The sequence below is a fragment of the Streptomyces sp. NPDC058045 genome (genome assembly GCF_042885635.1).
In the GTDB taxonomy this organism is placed as follows: domain Bacteria; phylum Actinomycetota; class Actinomycetes; order Streptomycetales; family Streptomycetaceae; genus Streptomyces.
This window is the reverse complement of sequence record NZ_JBHVRR010000051.1, coordinates 2,633-22,640: the sequence shown is the minus strand read 5'-3', so window position 1 is coordinate 22,640 and position 20,008 is coordinate 2,633. Positions and strand designations below refer to the sequence as shown.

Annotated in this window: 21 protein-coding genes; 14 read left to right on the top strand and 7 right to left on the bottom strand. The window is 73.0% G+C overall.

Annotated elements, in window-relative coordinates; all coding sequences use genetic code 11:
• Positions 1-103 precede the first annotated feature (103 nt).
• The 9 genes from ACFVST_RS24410 to amaP all read left to right on the top strand — a co-directional run bounded on the left by ACFVST_RS24410 (position 104) and on the right by amaP (position 7,256).
• On the top strand, positions 104-1,501 hold the full coding sequence (locus ACFVST_RS24410) for a hypothetical protein (RefSeq protein ID WP_390155680.1): 1,398 nt from the start codon (positions 104-106) through the stop codon (positions 1,499-1,501).
• 176 nt (positions 1,502-1,677) lie between these two features.
• Positions 1,678-3,276, top strand: a complete 1,599-nt coding sequence (locus ACFVST_RS24405; RefSeq protein ID WP_390155678.1) for an ABC-F family ATP-binding cassette domain-containing protein — start codon at positions 1,678-1,680, stop codon at positions 3,274-3,276.
• A gap of 342 nt (positions 3,277-3,618) precedes the next feature.
• A complete protein-coding gene (locus ACFVST_RS24400) occupies positions 3,619-3,840 on the top strand; it encodes a helix-turn-helix domain-containing protein (protein WP_362786211.1) in 222 nt (73 codons plus the stop codon).
• 155 nt (positions 3,841-3,995) lie between these two features.
• The gene (locus ACFVST_RS24395; protein WP_390155676.1) at positions 3,996-4,787 is read left to right on the top strand and encodes an enoyl-CoA hydratase/isomerase family protein; all 792 of its coding nucleotides are present in this window, start codon (positions 3,996-3,998) and stop codon (positions 4,785-4,787) included.
• Positions 4,788-4,904: 117 nt separating this feature from the next.
• Complete coding sequence (locus tag ACFVST_RS24390) at positions 4,905-5,405, top strand: Asp23/Gls24 family envelope stress response protein (RefSeq protein WP_390155674.1); 501 nt, start codon at positions 4,905-4,907, stop codon at positions 5,403-5,405.
• 42 nt (positions 5,406-5,447) lie between these two features.
• The gene (locus ACFVST_RS24385) at positions 5,448-5,636 is read left to right on the top strand and encodes a hypothetical protein (protein ID WP_390155672.1); all 189 of its coding nucleotides are present in this window, start codon (positions 5,448-5,450) and stop codon (positions 5,634-5,636) included.
• Between the two features lie 5 nt (positions 5,637-5,641).
• On the top strand, positions 5,642-6,025 hold the full coding sequence (locus ACFVST_RS24380; protein ID WP_390155670.1) for a hypothetical protein: 384 nt from the start codon (positions 5,642-5,644) through the stop codon (positions 6,023-6,025).
• Positions 6,022-6,666 (top strand): DUF6286 domain-containing protein, encoded by a 645-nt coding sequence (locus tag ACFVST_RS24375; RefSeq protein ID WP_390155668.1) that lies wholly within the window; start codon positions 6,022-6,024, stop codon positions 6,664-6,666. Before ACFVST_RS24380 ends, ACFVST_RS24375 begins: the two co-directional genes overlap by 4 nt.
• Complete coding sequence (amaP, locus tag ACFVST_RS24370) at positions 6,663-7,256, top strand: alkaline shock response membrane anchor protein AmaP (RefSeq protein ID WP_390155666.1); 594 nt, start codon at positions 6,663-6,665, stop codon at positions 7,254-7,256. Before ACFVST_RS24375 ends, amaP begins: the two co-directional genes overlap by 4 nt.
• A gap of 28 nt (positions 7,257-7,284) precedes the next feature.
• On the opposite strand, the gene ACFVST_RS24365 is transcribed toward amaP, so the two are convergent.
• The 5 genes from ACFVST_RS24365 to ACFVST_RS24345 all read right to left on the bottom strand — a co-directional run bounded on the left by ACFVST_RS24365 (position 7,285) and on the right by ACFVST_RS24345 (position 12,176).
• Positions 7,285-8,034 carry an SDR family oxidoreductase gene (locus ACFVST_RS24365; protein WP_390155665.1) on the bottom strand — a complete coding sequence of 250 codons (750 nt, stop codon included), beginning with the start codon at positions 8,032-8,034 and terminating at the stop codon, positions 7,285-7,287.
• Between the two features lie 4 nt (positions 8,035-8,038).
• On the bottom strand, positions 8,039-9,835 hold the full coding sequence (locus ACFVST_RS24360; protein ID WP_390155663.1) for a glycoside hydrolase family 15 protein: 1,797 nt from the start codon (positions 9,833-9,835) through the stop codon (positions 8,039-8,041).
• 56 nt (positions 9,836-9,891) lie between these two features.
• Positions 9,892-10,683 carry an SURF1 family protein gene (locus ACFVST_RS24355; protein ID WP_390155661.1) on the bottom strand — a complete coding sequence of 264 codons (792 nt, stop codon included), beginning with the start codon at positions 10,681-10,683 and terminating at the stop codon, positions 9,892-9,894.
• 114 nt (positions 10,684-10,797) lie between these two features.
• A complete protein-coding gene (locus ACFVST_RS24350) occupies positions 10,798-11,031 on the bottom strand; it encodes a hypothetical protein (RefSeq protein WP_390155659.1) in 234 nt (77 codons plus the stop codon).
• Between the two features lie 101 nt (positions 11,032-11,132).
• A complete protein-coding gene (locus ACFVST_RS24345; RefSeq protein WP_390155657.1) occupies positions 11,133-12,176 on the bottom strand; it encodes a DEDDh family exonuclease in 1,044 nt (347 codons plus the stop codon).
• A 173-nt stretch (positions 12,177-12,349) separates the two neighbouring features.
• On the opposite strand from ACFVST_RS24345, the gene ACFVST_RS24340 reads away from it, so the two are divergent.
• The 3 genes from ACFVST_RS24340 (at position 12,350) to ACFVST_RS24330 (ending at position 14,841) form a co-directional block, all read left to right on the top strand.
• The gene (locus tag ACFVST_RS24340) at positions 12,350-13,099 is read left to right on the top strand and encodes a VIT family protein (RefSeq protein ID WP_390155656.1); all 750 of its coding nucleotides are present in this window, start codon (positions 12,350-12,352) and stop codon (positions 13,097-13,099) included.
• Positions 13,100-13,258: 159 nt separating this feature from the next.
• The gene (locus ACFVST_RS24335; protein ID WP_390155654.1) at positions 13,259-14,131 is read left to right on the top strand and encodes a sterol desaturase family protein; all 873 of its coding nucleotides are present in this window, start codon (positions 13,259-13,261) and stop codon (positions 14,129-14,131) included.
• Positions 14,128-14,841 (top strand): lysoplasmalogenase, encoded by a 714-nt coding sequence (locus tag ACFVST_RS24330; protein ID WP_390155652.1) that lies wholly within the window; start codon positions 14,128-14,130, stop codon positions 14,839-14,841. The genes ACFVST_RS24335 and ACFVST_RS24330 overlap by 4 nt, the downstream gene beginning before the upstream one ends.
• Positions 14,842-14,844: 3 nt before the next feature.
• Here ACFVST_RS24330 and ACFVST_RS24325 read toward each other — a convergent pair whose 3' ends face one another.
• Entirely contained in the window at positions 14,845-15,888 is a 1,044-nt protein-coding gene (locus tag ACFVST_RS24325) for a CopD family protein (RefSeq protein WP_390155651.1), read from the bottom strand.
• 105 nt (positions 15,889-15,993) lie between these two features.
• Complete coding sequence (locus ACFVST_RS24320; RefSeq protein WP_390155649.1) at positions 15,994-17,532, bottom strand: S8 family serine peptidase; 1,539 nt, start codon at positions 17,530-17,532, stop codon at positions 15,994-15,996.
• 364 nt (positions 17,533-17,896) lie between these two features.
• On the opposite strand from ACFVST_RS24320, the gene ACFVST_RS24315 reads away from it, so the two are divergent.
• Together ACFVST_RS24315 and ACFVST_RS24310 are read left to right on the top strand one after the other, a co-directional pair.
• On the top strand, positions 17,897-18,280 hold the full coding sequence (locus ACFVST_RS24315) for a DUF485 domain-containing protein (RefSeq protein ID WP_390155647.1): 384 nt from the start codon (positions 17,897-17,899) through the stop codon (positions 18,278-18,280).
• Complete coding sequence (locus tag ACFVST_RS24310) at positions 18,277-19,905, top strand: cation acetate symporter (protein ID WP_390155646.1); 1,629 nt, start codon at positions 18,277-18,279, stop codon at positions 19,903-19,905. Before ACFVST_RS24315 ends, ACFVST_RS24310 begins: the two co-directional genes overlap by 4 nt.
• The last annotated feature ends 103 nt before the right edge of the window (positions 19,906-20,008 follow it).

The window sequence follows — 20,008 nt, the reverse complement described above, 5'->3', positions numbered from 1 at the left end:
TTCGACCCGATCCGCCCGGCATACGCCTGTCCGCGCGGCCCGCATAGCAGTCCTCGCCGCATTCCGTTTGGGATTTCGGCACCCCAACAGGAAGACTGCCCCCGTGACGTCCCGTATCCCGCGCGACTCCAGGCTCCGTCTTGTCGGCCCCCACACCCCGGCCACCGCCGCCCAGGTGGTGGGCCGACGGCGTACCAGGCGCCCCGCGCCACCGCCCCAGGGCACCCCCGCACCCGCGGAACTGGCCCGGCAGGCCCGCCGCCAACTGGCAGGCGCGGTACGGGTTGCGCGCTGGGCGGACACCGCACTGCGGCCCGGCTCCGACCGCGCGGTACCGGACGGCTCCGGGGTGCTCACCGAGGCCACCGCCCGCGGCGCCGCCGAGGACCTGGAGCTGACGCCCGGACAGGTGCGGAGCGACTGGGACACCGCCCGGCTGGCCGGCCTGATCGAGGTGCACGACGACTGCGCCCGCCCCGGCTGGCGGCTGCGCGCCTGGGACCGGGACGACGGCGCCGTACTCCGCGGCTGGGTCGCCCTCTTCGACGCCTGGTCGCTGGCCCGGCCCGCCCCGGAGAGCCTGGCCCCCGGCGTGGTCGCCGAGGTCGTCGAGTCGATGCCGCAACTCCTCTCCCTGCTCCAACTCTCCGACGGCGCCGTCTCGTTGAGCCAGCTCCTCGACCTGCTGGAGCAGCGCGTCACCGAACTCCGCACCGGCCGCTGCGAGATCCAGTACGGGCCGCAGTCCCAGTCCCAGCCCCAGCCCCCGGAACCGGCCGCCGGGCTCGCCCCCTTCCTGGAGTGGTCGCTGGCCGCCCTCGCCGAGGTGGGGGCGCTCACCGTCGGCACCGGCCAGGCCACCCTCACGCCGCTGGGGAGTTGGGCGGTGTGGGTCAAGCTGGAGCAGATCTGTGTGGCCGCGCAGAGCCCCGGCGGGCACATCGAGCAGCCCGCGGAGGACATGCTGCGCGGCTGCGCGGGCCTGCGCCCCAAGGCGGCCCGCGACGAGTACCGCGCCTGGCTCGCCGCCCGCCCGGTCGCCGGCGCCGTCACCGAACTCCTCGCCGCCGCCCGCGGCGACGACGCCCTGCTGCGCGGCCTCGCCTTCGAGGCGCTGCGCGTGGTGGGCGCCCCCGCCGAGGGCGAGGTGCGCTCCGTGGTCGAGGACGGGGTGCTGCGGCCGTACGCGCTGCTGTGGCTGGCGGAGCACGAGGGCGCCGACCCGGAGGAGGCGCACGCCGCGCTCACCCGCCGCGAGGCGACCTGGCTGTGGGTGGACACCGCGGCCGCCGTGGCCGACCACGGCGACGGCCAACTCCTCGTACGCCACCTGGAGTCGGCGGTCCAGCCCACCGTCCCGGCCCTGCTCACCGAGGTACGCGCGGTCGGCCACCCGCGCACCGTGCAGGTCCTGGTGGCCCTCGCCGCCGCCCACCCCGACCCGGCGCTCGCCCGTGCGGTGCGGCGGGCCGCGTTCCAGGTCCACACCGGCGGCGCCTGAGCCCCGCCGCGGAGACCCTGGCCCCCGGGGTCGCCGGAAACCGGTTCGCCCGGGGCGGTTAGGATGGCTTCATGGCCATTCTCCTCACGCATTAGCCGGCGTACGCCCCTGAGGCCGCGCAAGCCGCCCCAGCCGTCGAGCAAGTACGCCGTCCAACCCTGCCCAGGAGTCTGTCCGTGATCACCGCCTCCGGTATCGAACTGCGCGCCGGTGCCCGCATCCTCATCGAGTCCGCCACCTTCCGCGTCGCCAAGGGCGACCGCATCGGCCTCGTCGGACGCAACGGCGCCGGCAAGACCACCCTCACCAAGGTCCTCGCCGGCGAGGCCGTCCCCGCCTCCGGCACCGTCGGCCGCTCCGGCGAGGTCGGCTATCTGCCGCAGGACCCGCGCACCGGCGACCTCGACGTCTTCGCCCGGGACCGCATCCTCTCCGCCCGCGGCCTCGACACCCTGATCCGCAAGATGCGCGAGAACGAGCACCGCATCGCCTCCGGCCAGGGCGCCACCCGCGAGAAGGCGATGCGCCAGTACGAGCGCCAGGAGACCGAGTTCCTCACCAAGGGCGGATACGCCGCCGAGGCCGAGGCCGCCACCATCGCCGCCGCGCTCAACCTGCCCGACCGGGTGCTCGGCCAGCCGCTGCACACCCTCTCCGGCGGCCAGCGGCGCCGCGTGGAGCTGGCCCGCATCCTCTTCTCGGACGCCGACACCCTGCTCCTGGACGAGCCCACCAACCACCTGGACGCCGACTCCATCGTCTGGCTGCGGGACTACCTCAAGTCGTACCGCGGCGGCTTCATCGTCATCTCCCACGACGTGGACCTGGTGGAGACGGTGGTCAACAAGGTCTTCTACCTGGACGCGAACCGCTCCGCGATCGACTACTACAACATGGGCTGGAAGCTCTACCAGCAGCAGCGCGAGGCCGACGAGAAGCGCCGCAGGCGGGAGCGGCAGAACGCGGAGAAGAAGGCCGCCGCGCTCAACGCCCAGGCGGACAAGATGCGCGCCAAGGCCACCAAGACGGTCGCCGCGCAGAACATGGCCCGCCGCGCCGAGAAGCTGCTCTCCGGACTGGAGGAGGTGCGCCGCGGCGACAAGGTGGCCAAGCTCCGCTTCCCGCAGCCCGCCCCCTGCGGCAAGACCCCGCTGACCGCCGAGGAACTCTCCAAGTCCTACGGCTCGTTGGAGATCTTCACCGATGTCGACCTGGCCATCGACAAGGGCTCCCGGGTCGTCATTCTCGGGCTGAACGGCGCCGGCAAGACGACCCTGCTGCGACTGCTGGCCGGTGTGGAGAAGCCCGACACCGGCCGCGTCGTCGAGGGCCACGGCCTGAAGCTGGGCTACTACGCGCAGGAGCACGAGACCCTCGACGGCGACCGCACCGTCCTGGAGAACATGCGCTCCGCCGCACCCGACATGGACCTGGTGGAGGTCCGCAAGGTCCTCGGCTCCTTCCTCTTCTCCGGGGACGACGTGGACAAGCCGGCCCGGGTGCTGTCCGGTGGCGAGAAGACCCGGCTGGCCCTGGCCACCCTGGTCGTCTCCGCGGCCAACGTCCTGCTCCTGGACGAGCCCACCAACAACCTGGACCCGGCCAGCCGCGAGGAGATCCTCGGCGCGCTGCGCACCTACCAGGGCGCGGTCGTCCTCGTCACCCACGACGAGGGCGCCGTCGACGCCCTCCAGCCGGAGCGGATCATCCTGCTGCCGGACGGCGTGGAGGACCTGTGGGGCGCCGGGTACGCGGACCTGGTGGCACTGGCCTGAGACGGCGCCCGCGGCCCGAAGCGGTCCCGGGAGGGCCGGGCGGTCCATCCGTGATCCACCATCTGTGTGAGATCGCCTGGTACTCCGTGTGTCTTGCCCCGGTTTTGTCGTACATCCGCATAAGACCGCATCTCGCCTCGGTGGGCCGCGCTGACCTGCTGATTTCTTCGGGGGCTTGCTTTTCCCGGCCGGTGAGAGGCTTCGGAATTTTTCATTCCGGCCGTCCGGTGCGGGCTTCGGCGGCCCAAGCCCGGCGGATCGACCTTGCCGAATGGGTGGCCAGGAAGCCCGGTAGGGGTGATCATGAGAAGTCCAGAGCGCACTTCCCATGAGGAGGCACGGGTGGCCGAGACTCTGAAGAAGGGCAGCCGGGTGACCGGCGCCGCGCGCGACAAGCTCGCGGCAGACCTGAAGAAGAAGTACGACTCCGGTGCGAGTATCCGGGCGCTGGCCGAAGAGACCGGCCGCTCGTATGGCTTCGTGCACCGGATGCTGAGCGAGTCCGGGGTCACGCTGCGGGGACGCGGTGGGGCCACACGAGGCAAGAAGGCCGCCTCGGGCTGACGGCGGTGGCACCGCCTTCGGTGGTGCCACCCGGTCGGTCCGCCTCCGGCGCCCCGCGCCGGTACGTACCCCTGCGGACGGCCGGGTGGTTACTATGCGGTAATTAGGGTGCGAGTATCACGTCCGCCCGACATCGCACCCTCCGGAGGCACCGCATGGTTTCGTCCGCCCCGCTCATCGACCAGGACGGCATACTGCTCACCGTCGACGGCACGCTCGCCACGGTGACGCTGAACAACCCCGCCAAGCGCAACGCCCAGACGTTCGCCTTCTGGCGCACCCTCGCCGAGGCCGGGCGCGTCCTGCCCGGGAGCGTCCGGGTGGTGGTGCTGCGTTCCGAGGGGAAGTCCTTCTCGGCCGGCCTCGACCGGCAGGCCCTCACCCCCGAGGGCTTCGACGGCGAGCCGTCCTTCCTGGACCTGGCGCACCGTACCGACGCCGAACTCGACGCCGCCATCGCCTCCTTCCAGGAGGCCTTCACCTGGTGGCGGCGGTCCGACGTGGTGAGTGTGGCCGCCGTACAGGGCCATGCCGTCGGCGCCGGCTTCCAGCTCGCCCTCGCCTGCGATCTGCGGATCGCCGCGCAGGACGCCCAGTTCGCCATGCGCGAGACCAGCCTCGGCCTCGTTCCCGACCTGGCCGGCACGCACCCGCTGGTCGGGCTCGTCGGCTATGCGCGGGCCCTGGAGATCTGCGCCACCGGCCGCTTCGTCGGCGCCGAGGAGGCCGAACGCGTCGGCCTGGCCAATCTCGTCGTCCCCGGTGAGGAGTTGGACGCCGCCGCCCGCGATCTGGCCGGCGCCCTGCTCGCCGCGCCCCGCGACGCCGTCATCGAGACCAAGGCCCTGCTGCGCGGCGCCACCACTCGCGGCTACGAGGAGCAGCGCGCCGCCGAGCGCGCCGCCCAGGCCCGCCGTCTGCGCGACCTGGTCGGCCTCGGCGACTGACACCCCGCCCCTCCCAGCTCACCCGGTGCCGGATCGGGGGTCTTCACGGGGCGCGCCGGGGTATCCGCACCTAGGGTGGCTGAAGAAGGAGATCTCCTGTCGAAAAGGATGAATCCCATGGCTGACAGTGCAGGGCGCAGCGGCACGGAGCGCCTGGAGAAGTCCGAGCAGTCCCTCACCGACGGCGCCAGGGAACGGCGGTCCGGGCAGCAGCCCCGGCGCCTCCCGGCCCCCGGCGAACGCGGCCGCACCACCATCGCCGACGGCGTGGTCGAGAAGATCGCCGGCCTCGCCGCCCGTGACGTGCCCGGAGTGCACGACATGGGCAGCGGTATCTCCCGTACCTTCGGCGCCGTCCGCGAACGGGTGCCGGGCGGTACCCGTTCCGTCTCCCGCGGCGTGAAGGCCGAGGTGGGCGAGGTGCAGACGGCGCTGGACCTGGAGATCGTGGTCGAGTACGGCGTGCCCATCGGGGATGTCGCCAGCTCGGTCCGGGAGAACGTGATCGCCGCCGTGGAGCGGATGACCAGCCTGGAAGTCGTCGAGGTCAATGTGGCCGTGAGCGATGTGAAGCTGCCCGAAGAAGAGGAAGAGGAACCGGAGACCCGGATCCAGTAGCGGCCCGGGCCCGGCCGAGACAGACCGCGAGGAGCGTGCACCATGAGCATGGCCGTGATCGGCATGGTGGCCGGGATGGCACTGGGCTTCGCCGGGTACTTCGGCGGCTTCGGCGCCTTCGTGCTGGTGGCCGCACTGGGGGCGGTCGGCTTCGTGGCCGGCCGGTTCCTGGACGGCGACCTCGAACCGGGTGACATCTTCCGCCCCCGCGGCGGCGGCCGGGACCGGTGACCCCGGTGCCGGAGCAGGCCGCGGGCACCGGCACCGTCGCCGCCGGTGCGGGGCGGGTGCCGGCGGCCGAGCGGGGGGCCACCCGGATCGCGGACCGCGTCGTCGCCAAGATCGCCGCCCGGGCGGCCCGGGAGGCGCTGCGCGCGCTGCCCGAGGGCGGCTCCGTACCCCATGCCACCGTGCAGATCCGGCGGGACATCGCCCGGGTGCGGATCAGCCTCGATCTGGAGTACCCCTCCGACCTGGGCGCCCAGTGCGGTGCGGTGCGGCAGCGGGTGGTGCAGCGGGTGCGGGCGCTGGCCGGGATGTCGGTGCCCGAGGTGGTGGTCCAGGTGGAGCGGCTGCACTCGGCGGAGTTGCGCGGCGCCGGACAGGGGAGGACCCGATGAGCACGCCCGAGGATCCGGACGGCCCCACTCGCCCGATGCCCGTCCTGGAGCGCGAGCCGGAACCGCCGCGGGCCCCCGCACCCGTCCCGCCCCCGGGTCGGGTACGCCGCTTCTGGTCGCCGCGCCGGGCGCCCGCCGTTCTGATCGCCCTGCTGGTCTTCGCCGGGGCGGGGCTGCTGCTGTACGACATCGCCTCGGTCCGCACCGGGCACCCCGCGATGCAGTGGCGGCGCACCCTGGCGCGGGAGTTGGCGCGGCGCCCCCTGGACGACACCGCGGTACTCGCCGGGGCGGCCTTCGCGGCGGCCCTCGGTCTGTGGCTGCTGGTGCTGGCGGCGACCCCGGGGCGGCGCGGGGTGCTGACGATGCTCGCCCCGGAGCCCGGACTGCGGGCGGGGCTGCACCGGCGGGCGGTGGCGATGGTGCTGCGGGACCGGGCCATGGAGGTGCCCGGGGTGCAGTCCGTCCAGGTCGCCGCGGGACGCCGCCGGGTGAAGGTCCGCGCGGTGTCCCACTTCCGTGAACTGGACGACGTACGCGACGACTTGACCCGGGCGCTGACCGACGGTGTCGGGGAGCTGGGCCTGGCCCGGCCGCCGGCGCTCGGGGTGCGGGTGTCTCGCTCGGGCCGGAAGGGGTGAGCGCGGTGGAGAAGCCGGGACGTGCCGACCGGGTGCTGCTGGCGCTGGCCGGACTGGTGCTGCTGGTCTTCGGCGGCCCGGTGCTGGCCATCGGGCTCGGCGCGACCGGGCCCTCCTGGTGGATCCACCAGGACCAGCACGATGTACTGCTCTCCGCGGCGCAGCGGACCCACTGGCGCGGCGAGGGCTGGTGGTGGCCGGCGGTGATCGCGGGTCTCGCGGTGCTGCTGCTGATCGGCCTGTGGTGGCTGTCCGCGGTACTGCGGCGCCGCCGTCTCGCCGAGATCCTGGTCGACACCGGGGACGGCGAGGAGGCCCTGCTGCGCGGCCCGGCCCTGGAGGCGGCGGCCGGTGCCCGTACCGCCGCGCTGGACGGGGTGGAGCGGGCCGAGGTGCGGCTCACCGGGCGGCGGGAGGCGCCGCGGGCCGGGGTGCGGGTACTGCTGGAGCCCTACGCGGCGCCGGGGCCGGCCCTCCAGCGGATCTCGGACGAGGTGCTGGCGCAGGCCCGTGACTCGGCCGGTCTCGAACGGCTGCCCGCCGAGGTCCAGTTGAGAGCCGCCCGCCACCGTCCCCAGCGGGTCCAGTGACGGGCGGGCCGTACGAGGTGCCGGTATGTCAGAAGCCGTGGCGGGTGCCGCCGTCGACCGGGACCATGATTCCGGTGAGGTAGGAGGCGGCGGGGGAGAGCAGGAAGGCGGCGGTGCGGCCGAACTCCTCGGGGGTGCCGTAGCGGCGCAGCGGGATGCGGGCGGCGGCCGCGGTGCGGGCCGCCTCCGGGTCGGCGGCCAGGCCGTCCAGCTCCCGGATGCGGTCGGTGTCGATCCGCCCGGGCAGCACGCCCACCACCCGGATCCCGCGCGGGCCCAACTCGTCGGCGAGGGACTTGGCGAAGCCGGCCAGACCGGGGCGGAGCCCGTTGGAGATGGTGAGTCCGGGGATCGGCTCGTGCACCGAGCCGGAGAGTACGAAGCCGATGACACCGCCGTCGCCCAGTTCCGCCGCCGCGGCCCGCGCCAGGCGTACCGCGCCGAGGAAGACCGACTCGAAGGCGGCCTGCCACTGCTCGTCGGTGCTGTCCGCCAGTCCGCCGGGGGCGGGCCCGCCGACGCTGATCAGTACGCCGTCGAGCCGCCCGAACCGCTCGCGGGCGGTGGCCACCAGGCGCTGTGCGGCCTGCGGGTCGGCGTTGTCGGCGGCTATTCCCACCGCACCCAGTTCGGCGGCGGCAGTGGCGGTGCGCTGCTCGTCGCGGCCGGTGATGATCACCTTCGCGCCGTCCTCGGCGAGCGCACGCGCGGTGGCGTTGCCCAGTCCGCGGGTGGCGCCGGTGACGACGTAGACACGGTCTTTCAGCCCCAGATCCATGGCCTCATACTGCACCACCCGTTGCGCCGGCCGTACCGAACAGGGTGAAAGCGGAGTTGACCAGTCCGATGTGGCTGAAGGCCTGCGGGAAGTTGCCCAACTGCCGTCCGGACACCGGGTCGTACTCCTCCGCGAGCAGGCCCACGTCGTTGCGGAGGGCGACGAGCCGGTCGAAGAGGTGGCGGGCCTCCTTGGTGCGGCCGGCCAGGTGCAGCGCGTCCACCAGCCAGAACGAGCAGACCAGGAAGGTGCCCTCGCCGCCGGGCAGTCCGTCCACCGCGCCGCCCTCGGTGCTGTAGCGGCGGACGAAGCCGTCGTGGGCCAGCTCGGCCCGCACCGCGTCGATGGTGCCGGTCACCCGCGGGTCGTCCGGCGGCAGGAACCCGGTACGGGGGATGAGCAGCAGCGCGGCGTCCAGCGCGGTGGAGCCGTAGGTCTGGGTGAAGGTGCCGCGGTCCTGGTCGAAGCCCCTGGTGGAGACGTCCTGCCGGACCTCCTCGCGCATCCGGCGCCAGCGGTTCACATCGCCCTTCAGTTCCGGGGCGGCCTCCATGGCGCGGACGGCGCGGTCGGCCGCCACCCAGGCCATGATCTTGGAGTGCACGAAGTGCTGCTCGGGCCCGCGCACCTCCCACAGTCCGGCGTCCGGCTCCCGCCAGGCCGACTCCAGGAAGTCCAGCAGGGAGCGCTGGATGTTCCAGGCGTGCGGTTTGGCGCCGAGGCCGCGGCGGGCGGCGAGTTGGAGCGAGTCGATGACCTCGCCGTACACGTCGAGTTGGCGCTGCTCCACGGCGAGGTTGCCGATGCGGACCGGGTGCGAGTCGGCGAAGCCCGGCAGCCAGTCCACCTCGAACTCGGGGATACGGCGCTCACCGGAGAGGCCGTACATGATCTGGAGGTCGGCGGGGGAGCCGGCGACGGCGCGCAGCAGCCAGTCCCGCCAGGCCTTGGCCTCGTCGAGGTGGCCCGCGGTGATGAGGGCGCCGAGGGTGAGGGTGGAGTCGCGCAGCCAGCAGTAGCGGTAGTCCCAGTTGCGCACCCCGCCCGGCTCCTCCGGGAGTGAGGTGGTGGCGGCGGCGACGATGCCGCCGGTCGGCGCGTAGGTGAGGGCCTTGAGGGTGATCAGGGAGCGGATCACGGCCTCCCGGTGCGGGCCGCTGTAGCCGCAGTGCCCGGCCCAGTTCCGCCAGTCCCGCTCGCTCTGCCGTAGCGCCTTGAACGGGTCGATCAGCTTGGGGCGCGGCTCGTGGGACGGGTGCCAGGTGAGGACGAACGCGACCCGCTCGCCCTTGCCGACGGTGAACTCGGAGTGCGTGGTGAAGTCCTCGCCCCAGCACGGCACATCGGGTTCGCTGCGCAGCCAGACCGAGTCGGGACCGGCGACCGCCACCCGGTGTCCGTCGCTGCGGCGCATCCACGGCACGATGGAGCCGTAGTCGAAGCGGAGACGGAGGGCGGAGCGGACGGTGACCTTCCCGGAGCGGCCCTCCACGATCCGCACCAGATCGGGCCACCGGTCCCGCTGCGGCATCAGATCGGTGACGCGCACCCTGCCGGTGGGGGTGTCCCACTCGGTGTCCAGGACGAGGGTGCCGGGACGGTAGGCGCGGCGGGTGCAGGTGCCGGCGCCTTCGGGGGCGATCCGCCAGTGGCCGTTGTGCTCGTCGCCGAGGAGCGCGGCGAAGCAGGCGGGGGAGTCGAAGCGGGGCAGGCAGAGCCAGTCCACGGAGCCGTTCCTCGCCACCAGCGCCGCGGTCTGGTGGTCGCCGATGATCGCGTAGTCCTCGATGAGTTGCCGCACGCGCCCCGGGTTCCCGCGGGAGCGGCGCCGCAATCCGGGCAGAACGGCGGCGGGCCTCAGACGGTGGCCGGTTCGGCCGGCTGCTCCTCGGCCTTCGCGGTGGCCTCGGTACGGTCGCGGCGCTCCCGGCGTACCAGGACCCACCAGCCGACCGGCACTCCGGCCGCGAACAGCCACCACTGCACGGCGTACGCCATGTGCGGGCCGATGCTGCTGTGGTCGGGCCGGCCGATCGGCTCGGGGCCGCCGCTGTGCGGGGCGGGGGAGGTCAGCTCGACATAGCCGCCGAGGACCGTGCGGTCCAGGCTCTTCGCCTCGCGGGCGCTGTTGATCAGCATGACCTGGCGCGGCGGCAGCCCGCGTACGTCCTTGATGCCGCTGGCGGCGCTGGTCTCGTCGGGCATCAGCCGGCCGGTGACGGAGATCCGGCCGCCGGCGGGTGCGGGGATCTTCGGGAACGCGGTCTGGGCGCCGTCGGCCGGGATCCAGCCCCGGTTGACGAGCAGCGCCCGGCCGTCGCTCAGCACCAGCGGTGTGAGGACATGGAAGCCGATGGTGTCGTCGGAGTTGGTGCGGCGGCGGACCACCAGTTCGTGGGCGGTGTCGAAGGTGCCGGTGGCGGTGACGCGGCGGTAGCGCTGCTCGCCGGTGACGGTGTGACCGGGGGAGGTGAGCTGCTCGGCGGGGACGGGGGCGGCGGAGAGCGCCGCGGAGATCCGCTCGTTCTGCGCCACCCGGTGCTGGTGACGGTGCAACTGCCAGAAGCCCAGCTCGATCATCGTGGGGATGAGGAGCAGCGTGACGAGGGTGAGGATCACCCACTGCCGGGACAACAGGAAGCGGTACACCCCAGTGAGGCTACTCGCCGCGGATCCGGCGCCCACGTCAGGGCCCCCGCGGCGGCGGGCGGGGTGCCTGCCTCCGGCGGGGGCCGGGAGTACGGGGTTCGGCGGGTGCGGGCGTCAGACCTTGTCGACGATGCCGGGCCTCCCCTCGGCGCGGGCGCAGTGCGCACCGCAGTACCAGTGGCCCTCGGCCTCCACCCCGGGGCCGATGATCTGGACCCGGCAGTGTTCGCAGATGGGCGCCATGCGGTGGATGGCGCAGGAGAAGCAGTCGAAGACATGCACCGCGCCTTGGGCGTGCACTTCGAAGCTCATGCCGTAGTCGTTTCCGCAGACCTCGCAACGTGCCATGCGCCGCATGGTCCGGGGGCGGTCCCTGGGCGGGCAAGGCCCCGGCGGGCGGGTCGCCGGGGCGGCACCCGACCGGCGCACGTGCGCGGTCCGGCGGCGGGTCAGCCGGTGTCGGACGGCGGGCGGGAGCCCGGGACCTGCGGCTCGGCCGGTGCCACGTCCTGGAGCAACTGGCCGAAGGCCGCCTCGTCCACGACCGGGGTGCCGAACTGCTTGGCCCGGGCCGTCTTGGAAGTGCCCGACTCCGGATCGTTGGTGACCAGCAGGCTGGTGAGGCGGGACAGGCTGGTCGCCACATGCAGCCCGGCCTCCACCGCCCGGTCCTCCAGCAGCTCACGCTCCGTCGAGGTGTCCCCGGAGAACGCCACCCGCATCCCCTGCCGCAGCGGCCGCCCCGGCTCGTACCGCCCCGGATTCGGGTACGGGCACGCCGGGCGGTTGCGGGCGGGGCGCCAACTGCCGGGCCGGTACGCCGATTGACGCCCGATCCGGTGGCCGGAGCCGGTGGCGCCCATCGGCCGGGACGCGGGGGACTCCGTCCACTCGGTGAGCGGGCGGCACTCCAGCAGCGGCAGCCGCACCCCGCCGCGGGCCGCCGCCGTCAGGCTCGGCCGGAACGCCTCCGCCAGCACCCGTGCGTCGTCCAGCGCGTGGTGCGCCTGCCGCTGCACCACGCCGAAGTGGGCGGCGAGCGACTCCAGTCGGTGGTTGGGCAGCGGCAGCGCCAGCTCCTTGGCGAGCGCGATGGTGCACAGCCGCTGCCGCACCGGTGGGGTGCGCGCGGCGCGGGCGTACTCGCGGGCGATCATCGACCAGTCGAAGACCGCGTTGTGCGCCACCAGGACCCGGTCCGCCAGCCGCTCGGCGAACTCCTCGGCGATATCGGCGAAGAGGGGCGCGCCCGCCAGTTTGTCGCCGGTCAGACCGTGGATCCACACCGGGCCGGGATCGCGCTCCGGATTGACCAGCGTGTACCAGTGGTCCTCGACCTCGCCGCGGGCGTCGAGCCGGTAGACCGCCGCGGACACGATGCGGTCGTCCCGGGCGAGTCCGGTGGTCTCGACGTCGACGACCGCGTAACCCGTCGGATACGCGGCCGGCCAGGGCGCGGCGGAAGCTGCTGCGGGCGGGGGGTCTTCGAGCATGGTCACTGAGGATACGGGCCGGCTCCGACAGTCCCGCGCCCGGACTCCGGCTGCCCGCCCCCGCACACCGCGCACACCGTCAAAACCCCTCGTACGGGCGGCTGTTGACGGGGCGCCGGAGGCGGGCGGCGTGCCCGGGGCCGGGGAGGGGCGGCGGATGGCATTCTCTCCCGATGAGCGATCAGACCGCACCCGCCGGCGGCAGCGGCGGCAAGCACGGGCCGGGCCACGCGGAGGAGCACGGCGCCGCTCTGGGGACGCGGCTCAACTGGCTGCGCGCCGCGGTACTCGGCGCCAACGACGGCGTGGTCTCCACCGCGGGCCTGGTGGTCGGGGTGGCCGGTGCCACCGGGGACCGCGGCGCCCTGCTCACCGCGGGCCTCGCGGGGCTGCTGGCCGGCTCGTTGTCGATGGCGGCCGGCGAGTATGTCTCCGTCTCCACCCAGCGGGACACCGAGAAGGCGGCGCTGGCCACCGAGCGCCGGGAGCTGCGCGAGCAGCCCGAGGAGGAGCTGGAGGAGCTGACCGGGCTGCTCCGGGAACGCGGTCTGGCCCGGGACGTGGCGAGGGAGGCCGCCGAGCAGCTCACCGCGCGGGACGCGCTACGGGCCCATGCCAGTGTGGAGTTGGGCATCGACCCGGACGCCCTCACCAACCCCTGGCACGCCGCCTGGGCCAGCTTCCTCGCGTTCACCGTGGGCGCGCTGCTGCCGCTGCTCGCCATCGTGCTGCCGCCGCAGGCCCTGCGGGTGCCGGTCACCGTGGTCTCGGTACTGGCCGCGCTGGTCGTCACCGGCTGGACCAGCGCCCGGCTGGGCGGCGCGGCACCGGGGCGGGCGGTGCTGCGGAACGCGACCGGTGGGGCGCTGGCGATGGGGGTGACCTATGCGGCGGGGACCTTGCTGGGGGCGGCCGGGGCCTGAGCCGGATCACCGGCCCCAAGTCCCGGGCGCGGGAAGTCCGTTGCACGTCCGCGGTCCGGAGGCAAGTGGGGAGTCGTACAAGAACGGCCGCGCCGGCCTTGGGGATACTTGTGGGTAACAAGTCTGTTCGCGGTCCGTGACCCGTCCTACGGTGCACCCATGCCCAACCTGCCCGATGTGGTGCTCTGGTCCGTCCCCGCCTTCGTCCTGCTGACCGTGGTCGAGATCGTCAGCTATCGCCTGCACCCCGACGAGGACGCCGCGGGCTATGAGGTGCGGGACGCCGCCACCAGCATCACCATGGGCCTCGGCAGCCTCTTCTTCGACTTCCTGTGGAAGATCCCCATCGTGGCGATCTACTCCGCCGTCTACGAACTGACGCCGCTGCGGGTGCCGTTGCTGTGGTGGACGCTGCCGCTGATGCTGCTCGGGCAGGACTTCTTCTACTACTGGTCGCACCGCGGGCACCATGTGATCCGCATCCTGTGGGCCTGCCATGTGGTGCACCACTCCAGCCGCAAGTTCAACCTCAGCACCGCGCTCCGCCAGCCCTGGACGAGCTGGACCTCCTGGCCGTTCTATCTGCCGCTGATCGCCCTCGGGGTGCACCCGGCGGCCGTCGCGTTCTGCTCCTCCGTCAATCTCGTCTACCAGTTCTGGATCCACACCGAGCGCATCGGCCGGCTGCCCCGCCCCGTCGAGTACGTCTTCAACACCCCGTCCCACCACCGGGTGCACCACGCCTCCCAGGGCGGCTATCTGGACCGGAACTTCGGCGGCATCCTCATCGTCTGGGACCGCCTCTTCGGCAGCTTCGTACCGGAGACCGAGCGCCCCGTCTTCGGCCTCACCAAGAACATCACCACCCACAACCCGCTGCGGGTCGCCACCCATGAGTACGCGGCCATCGCCAGGGACCTGCGGGCGGCGTCGAGTTGGCGGGAGCGGCTGGGCCGGGTGGTGCGCGGTCCCGGGTGGCAGCCGCCGACCGAAGCAGCCGCCCCCGCCCCCGCCACGGAGCCCGCCCCGTGAGCCACCCGCCCCGCACGGCCACCGCCGATCCGGCCGCACCGCCCGCCCCACCGGGATCGCGCGGTGCCCAACTGCTGCTCGCCGCCTTCGCGTTGGCCGCCATCACCAACCTCGGCTCCCTGCTGGCCGACCTCCCCCTGGGCCACCAGCTCGCCAAACCGCTGCTGATGCCGCTGCTCGCCGGGTACGTCCTGCTGAGCGGCGGTCCCCGCCTGCTGGCCGCCGCGCTGCTGTTCGGCGCGGGCGGCGACATCCTGCTGCTCTTCGACGCCGAGCCCTGCTTCCTGGCCGGGATGGGCTCCTTCGCCCTCGGCCACCTCTGCTATCTGCGCCTCTTCCTCCGCGGCCGCCGGTCCACCGCCGCCGACCCGTCGAGCCGCCTCCGCGGCCTGCTGCTGCCCGCCGGCTATCTGCTGGTGCTGGTCGCCGTGGTCGCCGTGCTCTGGTCCGGGCTGCCCGCGGCGCTGCGCGGGCCGGTCGCCGGATACAGCCTGCTGCTCACCGCGATGGCCTGGTCCGCCACCCGCTTCGGCCCGCTCGCCGCCGCCGGCGGGCTGCTCTTCCTGCTCTCCGACACCCTCATCGCCACCGGCATCGCCGACCTCCCGCAACTCCCCGCCCATGACTTCTGCGTGATGCTCACCTACATCGCCGCCCAGTACGCCCTCACCCGGGGCGTCCTCAACCACCGCCGCGTGCCCACCGGTTGAGCCTCACCAGTGGATCGGTACCGGCAGCGCCGTCAGTAGTCCGGAGACGGCCACCACCACCGCCAGTACCGCCACCTCGGCCCTCGCCGGTACCGCGGAGCGCGCCGCCCCGGCCGGATCCGCGGTACGGGGCAGACAGGCGTCGCCCACCCGCCGCCGTGCCGACAGGGCCAGCAGCGAGGCCACCGCCACCAGCAGCAACTTCGCCAGCAGGACCCGGCCGTAGGCGGTGCCGGCCAACTGGTCCAGCACGGTGTCCGGCGGCATCCGGCGCAGCGCGCTGACCACCCCCGTCGCGCAGACCGCGGCCAGCAGCCCGGCCGCCGCCCGCGAGAAGCGGCCCAGCAGCGCCGCCCCCGAGGCCGGTACCCGGGTGCCGCGCAGCATCCGCAGCACCTGCCAGAGCCCGCCCGCCCAGAGCGCGGCACAGGTCAGATGGGCGGCGGTGAGGGCGGAGCCGAGCAGCGCCGTCGGCTCCCACGGCGGATGGGCGCGCAGCGACTCCGCGGCGACGACCACCGCCACCGGCAGCAGCCGCACCCCCGTGGAACGGGACCCGGCCACCGCGCCCGCCACCAGCAGCGCGTTCACCTCGGCCAGCGCCAGCAGCCCGTCCCGGCTCCGGTACAGCCCGCCCACGTCCAGGTCGGACAGCCGCTGCGGCACCAGGTTCCCGGTGGCCACCACCGAGGCCAGCAGCACCGCGGCGAGCAACGCGGCCCCCGCCGCGACACGGCCCAGCCCCGGCGGGGGAGGGCCGAGCCCCGGCAGCCCGCGGGCCAGTCTCGCCGCGAAGACCTCCCCCAGTGGTACGCAGATCCCCGCGAAGAGCACCGCACGGGCCAGCGCGATCCCCGGTGTGCCCGGCGCCTCGGCCTCACCGGTGCCGTGCAGCGCGGGCCCCGCACCCAGCAGCGGTATCAGCGCGGCCACCGCCACCAGCACCAGTACGGCCACCGCCCGCCCGGCGCCCCCGGCGAACCGCCGGCGGCCCTCCTGCGCCCGGGCCTCCGGCTCCGTTTCGACGGAACTCGGTATCACACTCACGCCAGGATCCTCACCGGCGACACGCGGGGGCGGCAACCGCAGCGGCCCCGCGCTGCGCCACCCGGAGTCGGGGGCGCACCACGGGGCCGCGTCAGGCCGTGGACGTCAGCGGGTGACGGCCTTCAGCGCGTCGGTGATGCCCGCGCCGTAGAACCCGTTGCGGTTCTTGCCGCCCTCGCAGACGGCGTCGATCTTGCCGTCCTTGTCGATGTCGTACGGGGTGGTGCACTCGGTGGCCGTGGCCTGCGCCTTGAGTAGCGCCCTGACCGCGGCGGCCGGGGCGTGCGGGTACGTCGACTTGACGAGCGCGGCGACACCGGCGACATGCGGCGAGGCCATCGACGTACCGGCCATGTAGCCCCACTTGCCGCCGGGCAGCGGGCCCAGGATCAGGCCGTTGTTGGCGGGGGCGTCGGGCGTCTGGTAGGCGGTGCGGTCGCCGCCCGGGGCGGCGATGTCGATGACGCCGAGGCCGTAGTTGGAGAAGGAGGACTTGATGCCCTTGGCGCCGGTGGCGGACACCGTCATCACACCCGGCAACTGGGCCGGAATGTCAAGGCACTTCGATGGGTCGATCTTCCGGTCGCCGGGCTCGGAGTCATTGGGGCTGGACGGGTCGAGGAGCTCGTCGGAGGCCAGGTCGTTGTTGTCGTTGCCCGCGGCCGCGACATTGACCGCGCCCTTCTTCTCCGCGTACCGCGTGGCCCGCGAGACGGCCTCGACCAGGGCGGCCTGGTCCGGGTCGTCCTTGCAGTTGAAGTTCCACGGGTCGGTGTAATAGCTGTTGTTGGTGACGTCGACACCGTGCTCCGCGGCCCACATGAAGCCGCACACCACGGCCTCCGTGTAGAAGAAGCCCTCGGTGGTGGACACCTTGATGCCGGACACCTTCACCCCGGGAGCCACCCCGGTCATGCCCACGCCGTTCTTGGCACCGGCGATCTCACCGGCGACATGGGTGCCGTGCGGGCTCTCCTCGGCGGTCGGCCGCCATGCCCCGTCCGCCGTGTTCGGCTTGCCGGACACGCAGTTGACGGAGGCGGCGCGGTCGAAGTTGGGCGCGATGTCCGGGTGGGTGTCGTCCACGCCGGTGTCGATGACGGCGACGGTGACGTCCGGGCTGCCCATGCTGACCTTGTGCGCCTGGTCCGCCTTGATCGCGGGCAGGTCCCACTGGAGCGGCTGCAACGGGTCCTGGTCCCCGGCCGCCTGCGCGGAGGCCGCCTTCACCTGGGCCGCGGAGAGCGCCTTGGGGGTGCCCATGTCGCCGGTGGACTGCGCGGGCAGCGGCGCGGTGCGGGTGGCACCGGCCGACTCGACCCCCTTGACCTTGCGTATCTTCTCGGCGAAGTCGGCCTTCTTGGAGTGGACGACGAGCACGCCTATCCGGTCGTACGAGGTCACGATGGTGCCGCCGTTGTCGGTGACGGCACGCTTCACCGACTGCGGGACGCCGTGCCCGGGGCGGGTGTTGACGACATAGCTGAGCGATTCGCCGTCAGCGGCCTGCTGGGCGCCCGCCGTTGCCTGCGCCGGGGAGTCGGCCGCGACAGCCGTGTTGGGCAGGAAGGCGAGCGCCGAGGCGACGGCCATACCGAGGGGCACGGCGGCGATACGGCGGGAACGAGCCCAAGGAGCGGTCACAAGGTCTCCATTCGTCTGGAACGCAGAGGACGCACAGGGGTCTCCACATCATCGGGATACGGCACCGCCCGAACACACGCATGGTGCTCGGGCAGGTACTTCACTATGTGGTGCCGCTGTGAAGCTATCTTCCGGCCCCGCCCGGATCAATGGCCGGAAAGCGTAAATCCGCATCCGCTGACCGGACTTCACCGGCCGGGCCACGCCCCGGGGAAGCGATCCGCCGGAAAAACCTCGGCCCGCGTTGAACCTCCCCGCGCCCGCCCCCGTGCCCCTGTGCAGGGATCACCCGCGGCCCCGGCAGGAACCCACGCCCCGCCCGCGGGAGGCCCACCCACCCTTACGCACGACCCGAGGAGACCCCGTGGCCACTGACGCCCCCTCGCCCCCGCCGACACCCGACAAGGGCGGCCCCGAGCAGCGGCAGCCGGCGCAGCCCACCGCCGAGGAGTGGAGCGAGGTCCAGCGCAGCCCGCAGTTCGCCGAACTCCGCCGCGCCCACCGCTCGTTCGCCTTCCCGCTGACCATCGCCTTCATCGTCTGGTACCTGCTGTACGTGCTGCTGTCGAACTACGCGGGCGGCTTCATGGGCACCAAACTCTTCGGCAACATCAACATGGCGCTGGTACTCGGCCTCGCGCAGTTCCTCACCACCTTCCTCATCGCCTGGTGGTACTCGCGGCACGCCGCCAACAGCCTCGACCCCAAGGCCGAGGCCATCAAGTCCCGGATGGAGGAAGGCCGATGAGCCTCGCCGCACCCGCCCTCACCCTCGCCGCAGGCGAGGCGGGCGAACACCGCCCGCTGATCATCACGCTGTTCGCGATCTTCGTCGCCGCCACCCTCGTCATCACCGTCTGGGCCGGCCGCCAGACCCGCAGCGCCGCCGACTTCTACGCGGGCGGGCGGCAGTTCACCGGTTTCCAGAACGGTCTGGCCGTCTCCGGCGACTACATGTCCGCCGCGTCCTTCCTCGGTATCGCCGGCGCCATCGCCCTCTTCGGATACGACGGCTTCCTCTACTCCATCGGCTTCCTGGTGGCCTGGCTGGTCGCCCTGCTACTGGTCGCCGAACCGCTGCGCAACTCCGGCCGCTACACCATGGGCGACGTCCTCGCCTACCGGATGCGCCAGCGCCCGGTGCGCACCGCCGCCGGCACCTCCACCATCGTGGTGTCGATCTTCTACCTGCTGGCGCAGATGGCCGGCGCCGGCGTCCTGGTCTCCCTGCTCCTCGGCATCACCAGCGACGCGGGCAAGGTCGCCATCGTCGCCCTGGTCGGCGTGCTGATGATCGTGTACGTCACCATCGGCGGTATGAAGGGCACCACCTGGGTGCAGATGGTGAAGGCGGTACTGCTCATCGCCGGCACCCTGCTGATCACCTTCCTGGTGCTGCTGAAGTTCGACTTCAACATCTCCGACCTGCTCGGCAAGGCCGCGGAGAACAGCGGCAAGGGCTCCGCCTTCCTGGAACCCGGCCTCAAGTACGGCCTCACACCCACCTCGAAGCTGGACTTCCTCTCCCTCGGCATCGCCCTGGTCCTCGGCACCGCGGGCCTCCCGCACATCCTGATCCGCTTCTACACGGTGCCCACCGCCAAGGCCGCCCGGAAGTCCGTCAACTGGGCCATCGGCATCATCGGCGCCTTCTACCTGATGACGATCGCCCTCGGCTTCGGCGCCGCCGCCCTGATCAAGCCGGACGAGATCATCAAGTCCAACCCGGCCGGCAACACCGCGGCACCCCTGCTGGCGCTGCATGTCGGCGGTACCGACTCGACGTGGGGCGCGGTGCTGCTGGCCACCATCTCGGCCGTCGCCTTCGCCACCATCCTCGCCGTGGTCGCCGGCCTCACCCTGGCCTCGTCCTCGTCCTTCGCACACGACATCTACGCCAACGTGATCAAGAAGGGCAAGGCGACCGAGCAGCAGGAGGTGCGGGCCGCCCGCTGGGCCACCGTGCTCATCGGCATCGTGTCCATCGCCCTCGGCGCCCTCTCCCGCGACCTCAACGTGGCGGGCCTGGTCGCCCTCGCCTTCGCGGTCGCCGCCTCCGCGAACCTGCCGACCATCCTGTACAGCCTCTTCTGGAAGCGGTTCACCACGACCGGCGCCCTCTGGTCGATCTACGGCGGACTGCTCACCGCGGTCGGCCTGGTGCTGTTCTCGCCGGTGGTCTCCGGGAAGGCCACCTCGATGTTCCCGGACGTCGACTTCCACTGGTTCCCGCTGGAGAACCCGGGCCTGATCTCCATCCCGGTCGGCTTCCTGCTGGGCTGGCTCGGCACCCTCCTCTCCAAGGACGAGCCGGACGCCGCCAAGTACGCCGAGCTGGAGGTCCGTTCCCTCACCGGCACCGGCGCCCACTGACGCGGCACCCCGGCTGACCCCCGACGGTCCCGGCCCCGCCCCACAACGCCCCCACACGGCCGCCCGGGGCCGAAAATAAAAGACCCCCCACCACACAGGCACC

Bases quoted from the DNA above. Each gene is read 5' to 3' on its own strand.
- ACFVST_RS24345 (WP_390155657.1), bottom strand. From the start codon at position 12,176: ATGCTCGAAGACCCCCCGCCCGCAGCAGCTTCCGCCGCGCCCTGGCCG.
- ACFVST_RS24310 (WP_390155646.1), top strand. From the start codon at position 18,277: ATGAGCCTCGCCGCACCCGCCCTCACCCTCGCCGCAGGCGAGGCGGGC.
- ACFVST_RS24350 (WP_390155659.1), bottom strand. From the start codon at position 11,031: ATGGCACGTTGCGAGGTCTGCGGAAACGACTACGGCATGAGCTTCGAA.
- ACFVST_RS24395 (WP_390155676.1), top strand. From the start codon at position 3,996: ATGGTTTCGTCCGCCCCGCTCATCGACCAGGACGGCATACTGCTCACC.
- ACFVST_RS24340 (WP_390155656.1), top strand. From the start codon at position 12,350: ATGAGCGATCAGACCGCACCCGCCGGCGGCAGCGGCGGCAAGCACGGG.
- ACFVST_RS24375 (WP_390155668.1), top strand. From the start codon at position 6,022: ATGAGCACGCCCGAGGATCCGGACGGCCCCACTCGCCCGATGCCCGTC.
- ACFVST_RS24335 (WP_390155654.1), top strand. From the start codon at position 13,259: ATGCCCAACCTGCCCGATGTGGTGCTCTGGTCCGTCCCCGCCTTCGTC.
- ACFVST_RS24390 (WP_390155674.1), top strand. From the start codon at position 4,905: ATGGCTGACAGTGCAGGGCGCAGCGGCACGGAGCGCCTGGAGAAGTCC.
- ACFVST_RS24365 (WP_390155665.1), bottom strand. From the start codon at position 8,034: ATGGATCTGGGGCTGAAAGACCGTGTCTACGTCGTCACCGGCGCCACC.
- ACFVST_RS24385 (WP_390155672.1), top strand. From the start codon at position 5,448: ATGAGCATGGCCGTGATCGGCATGGTGGCCGGGATGGCACTGGGCTTC.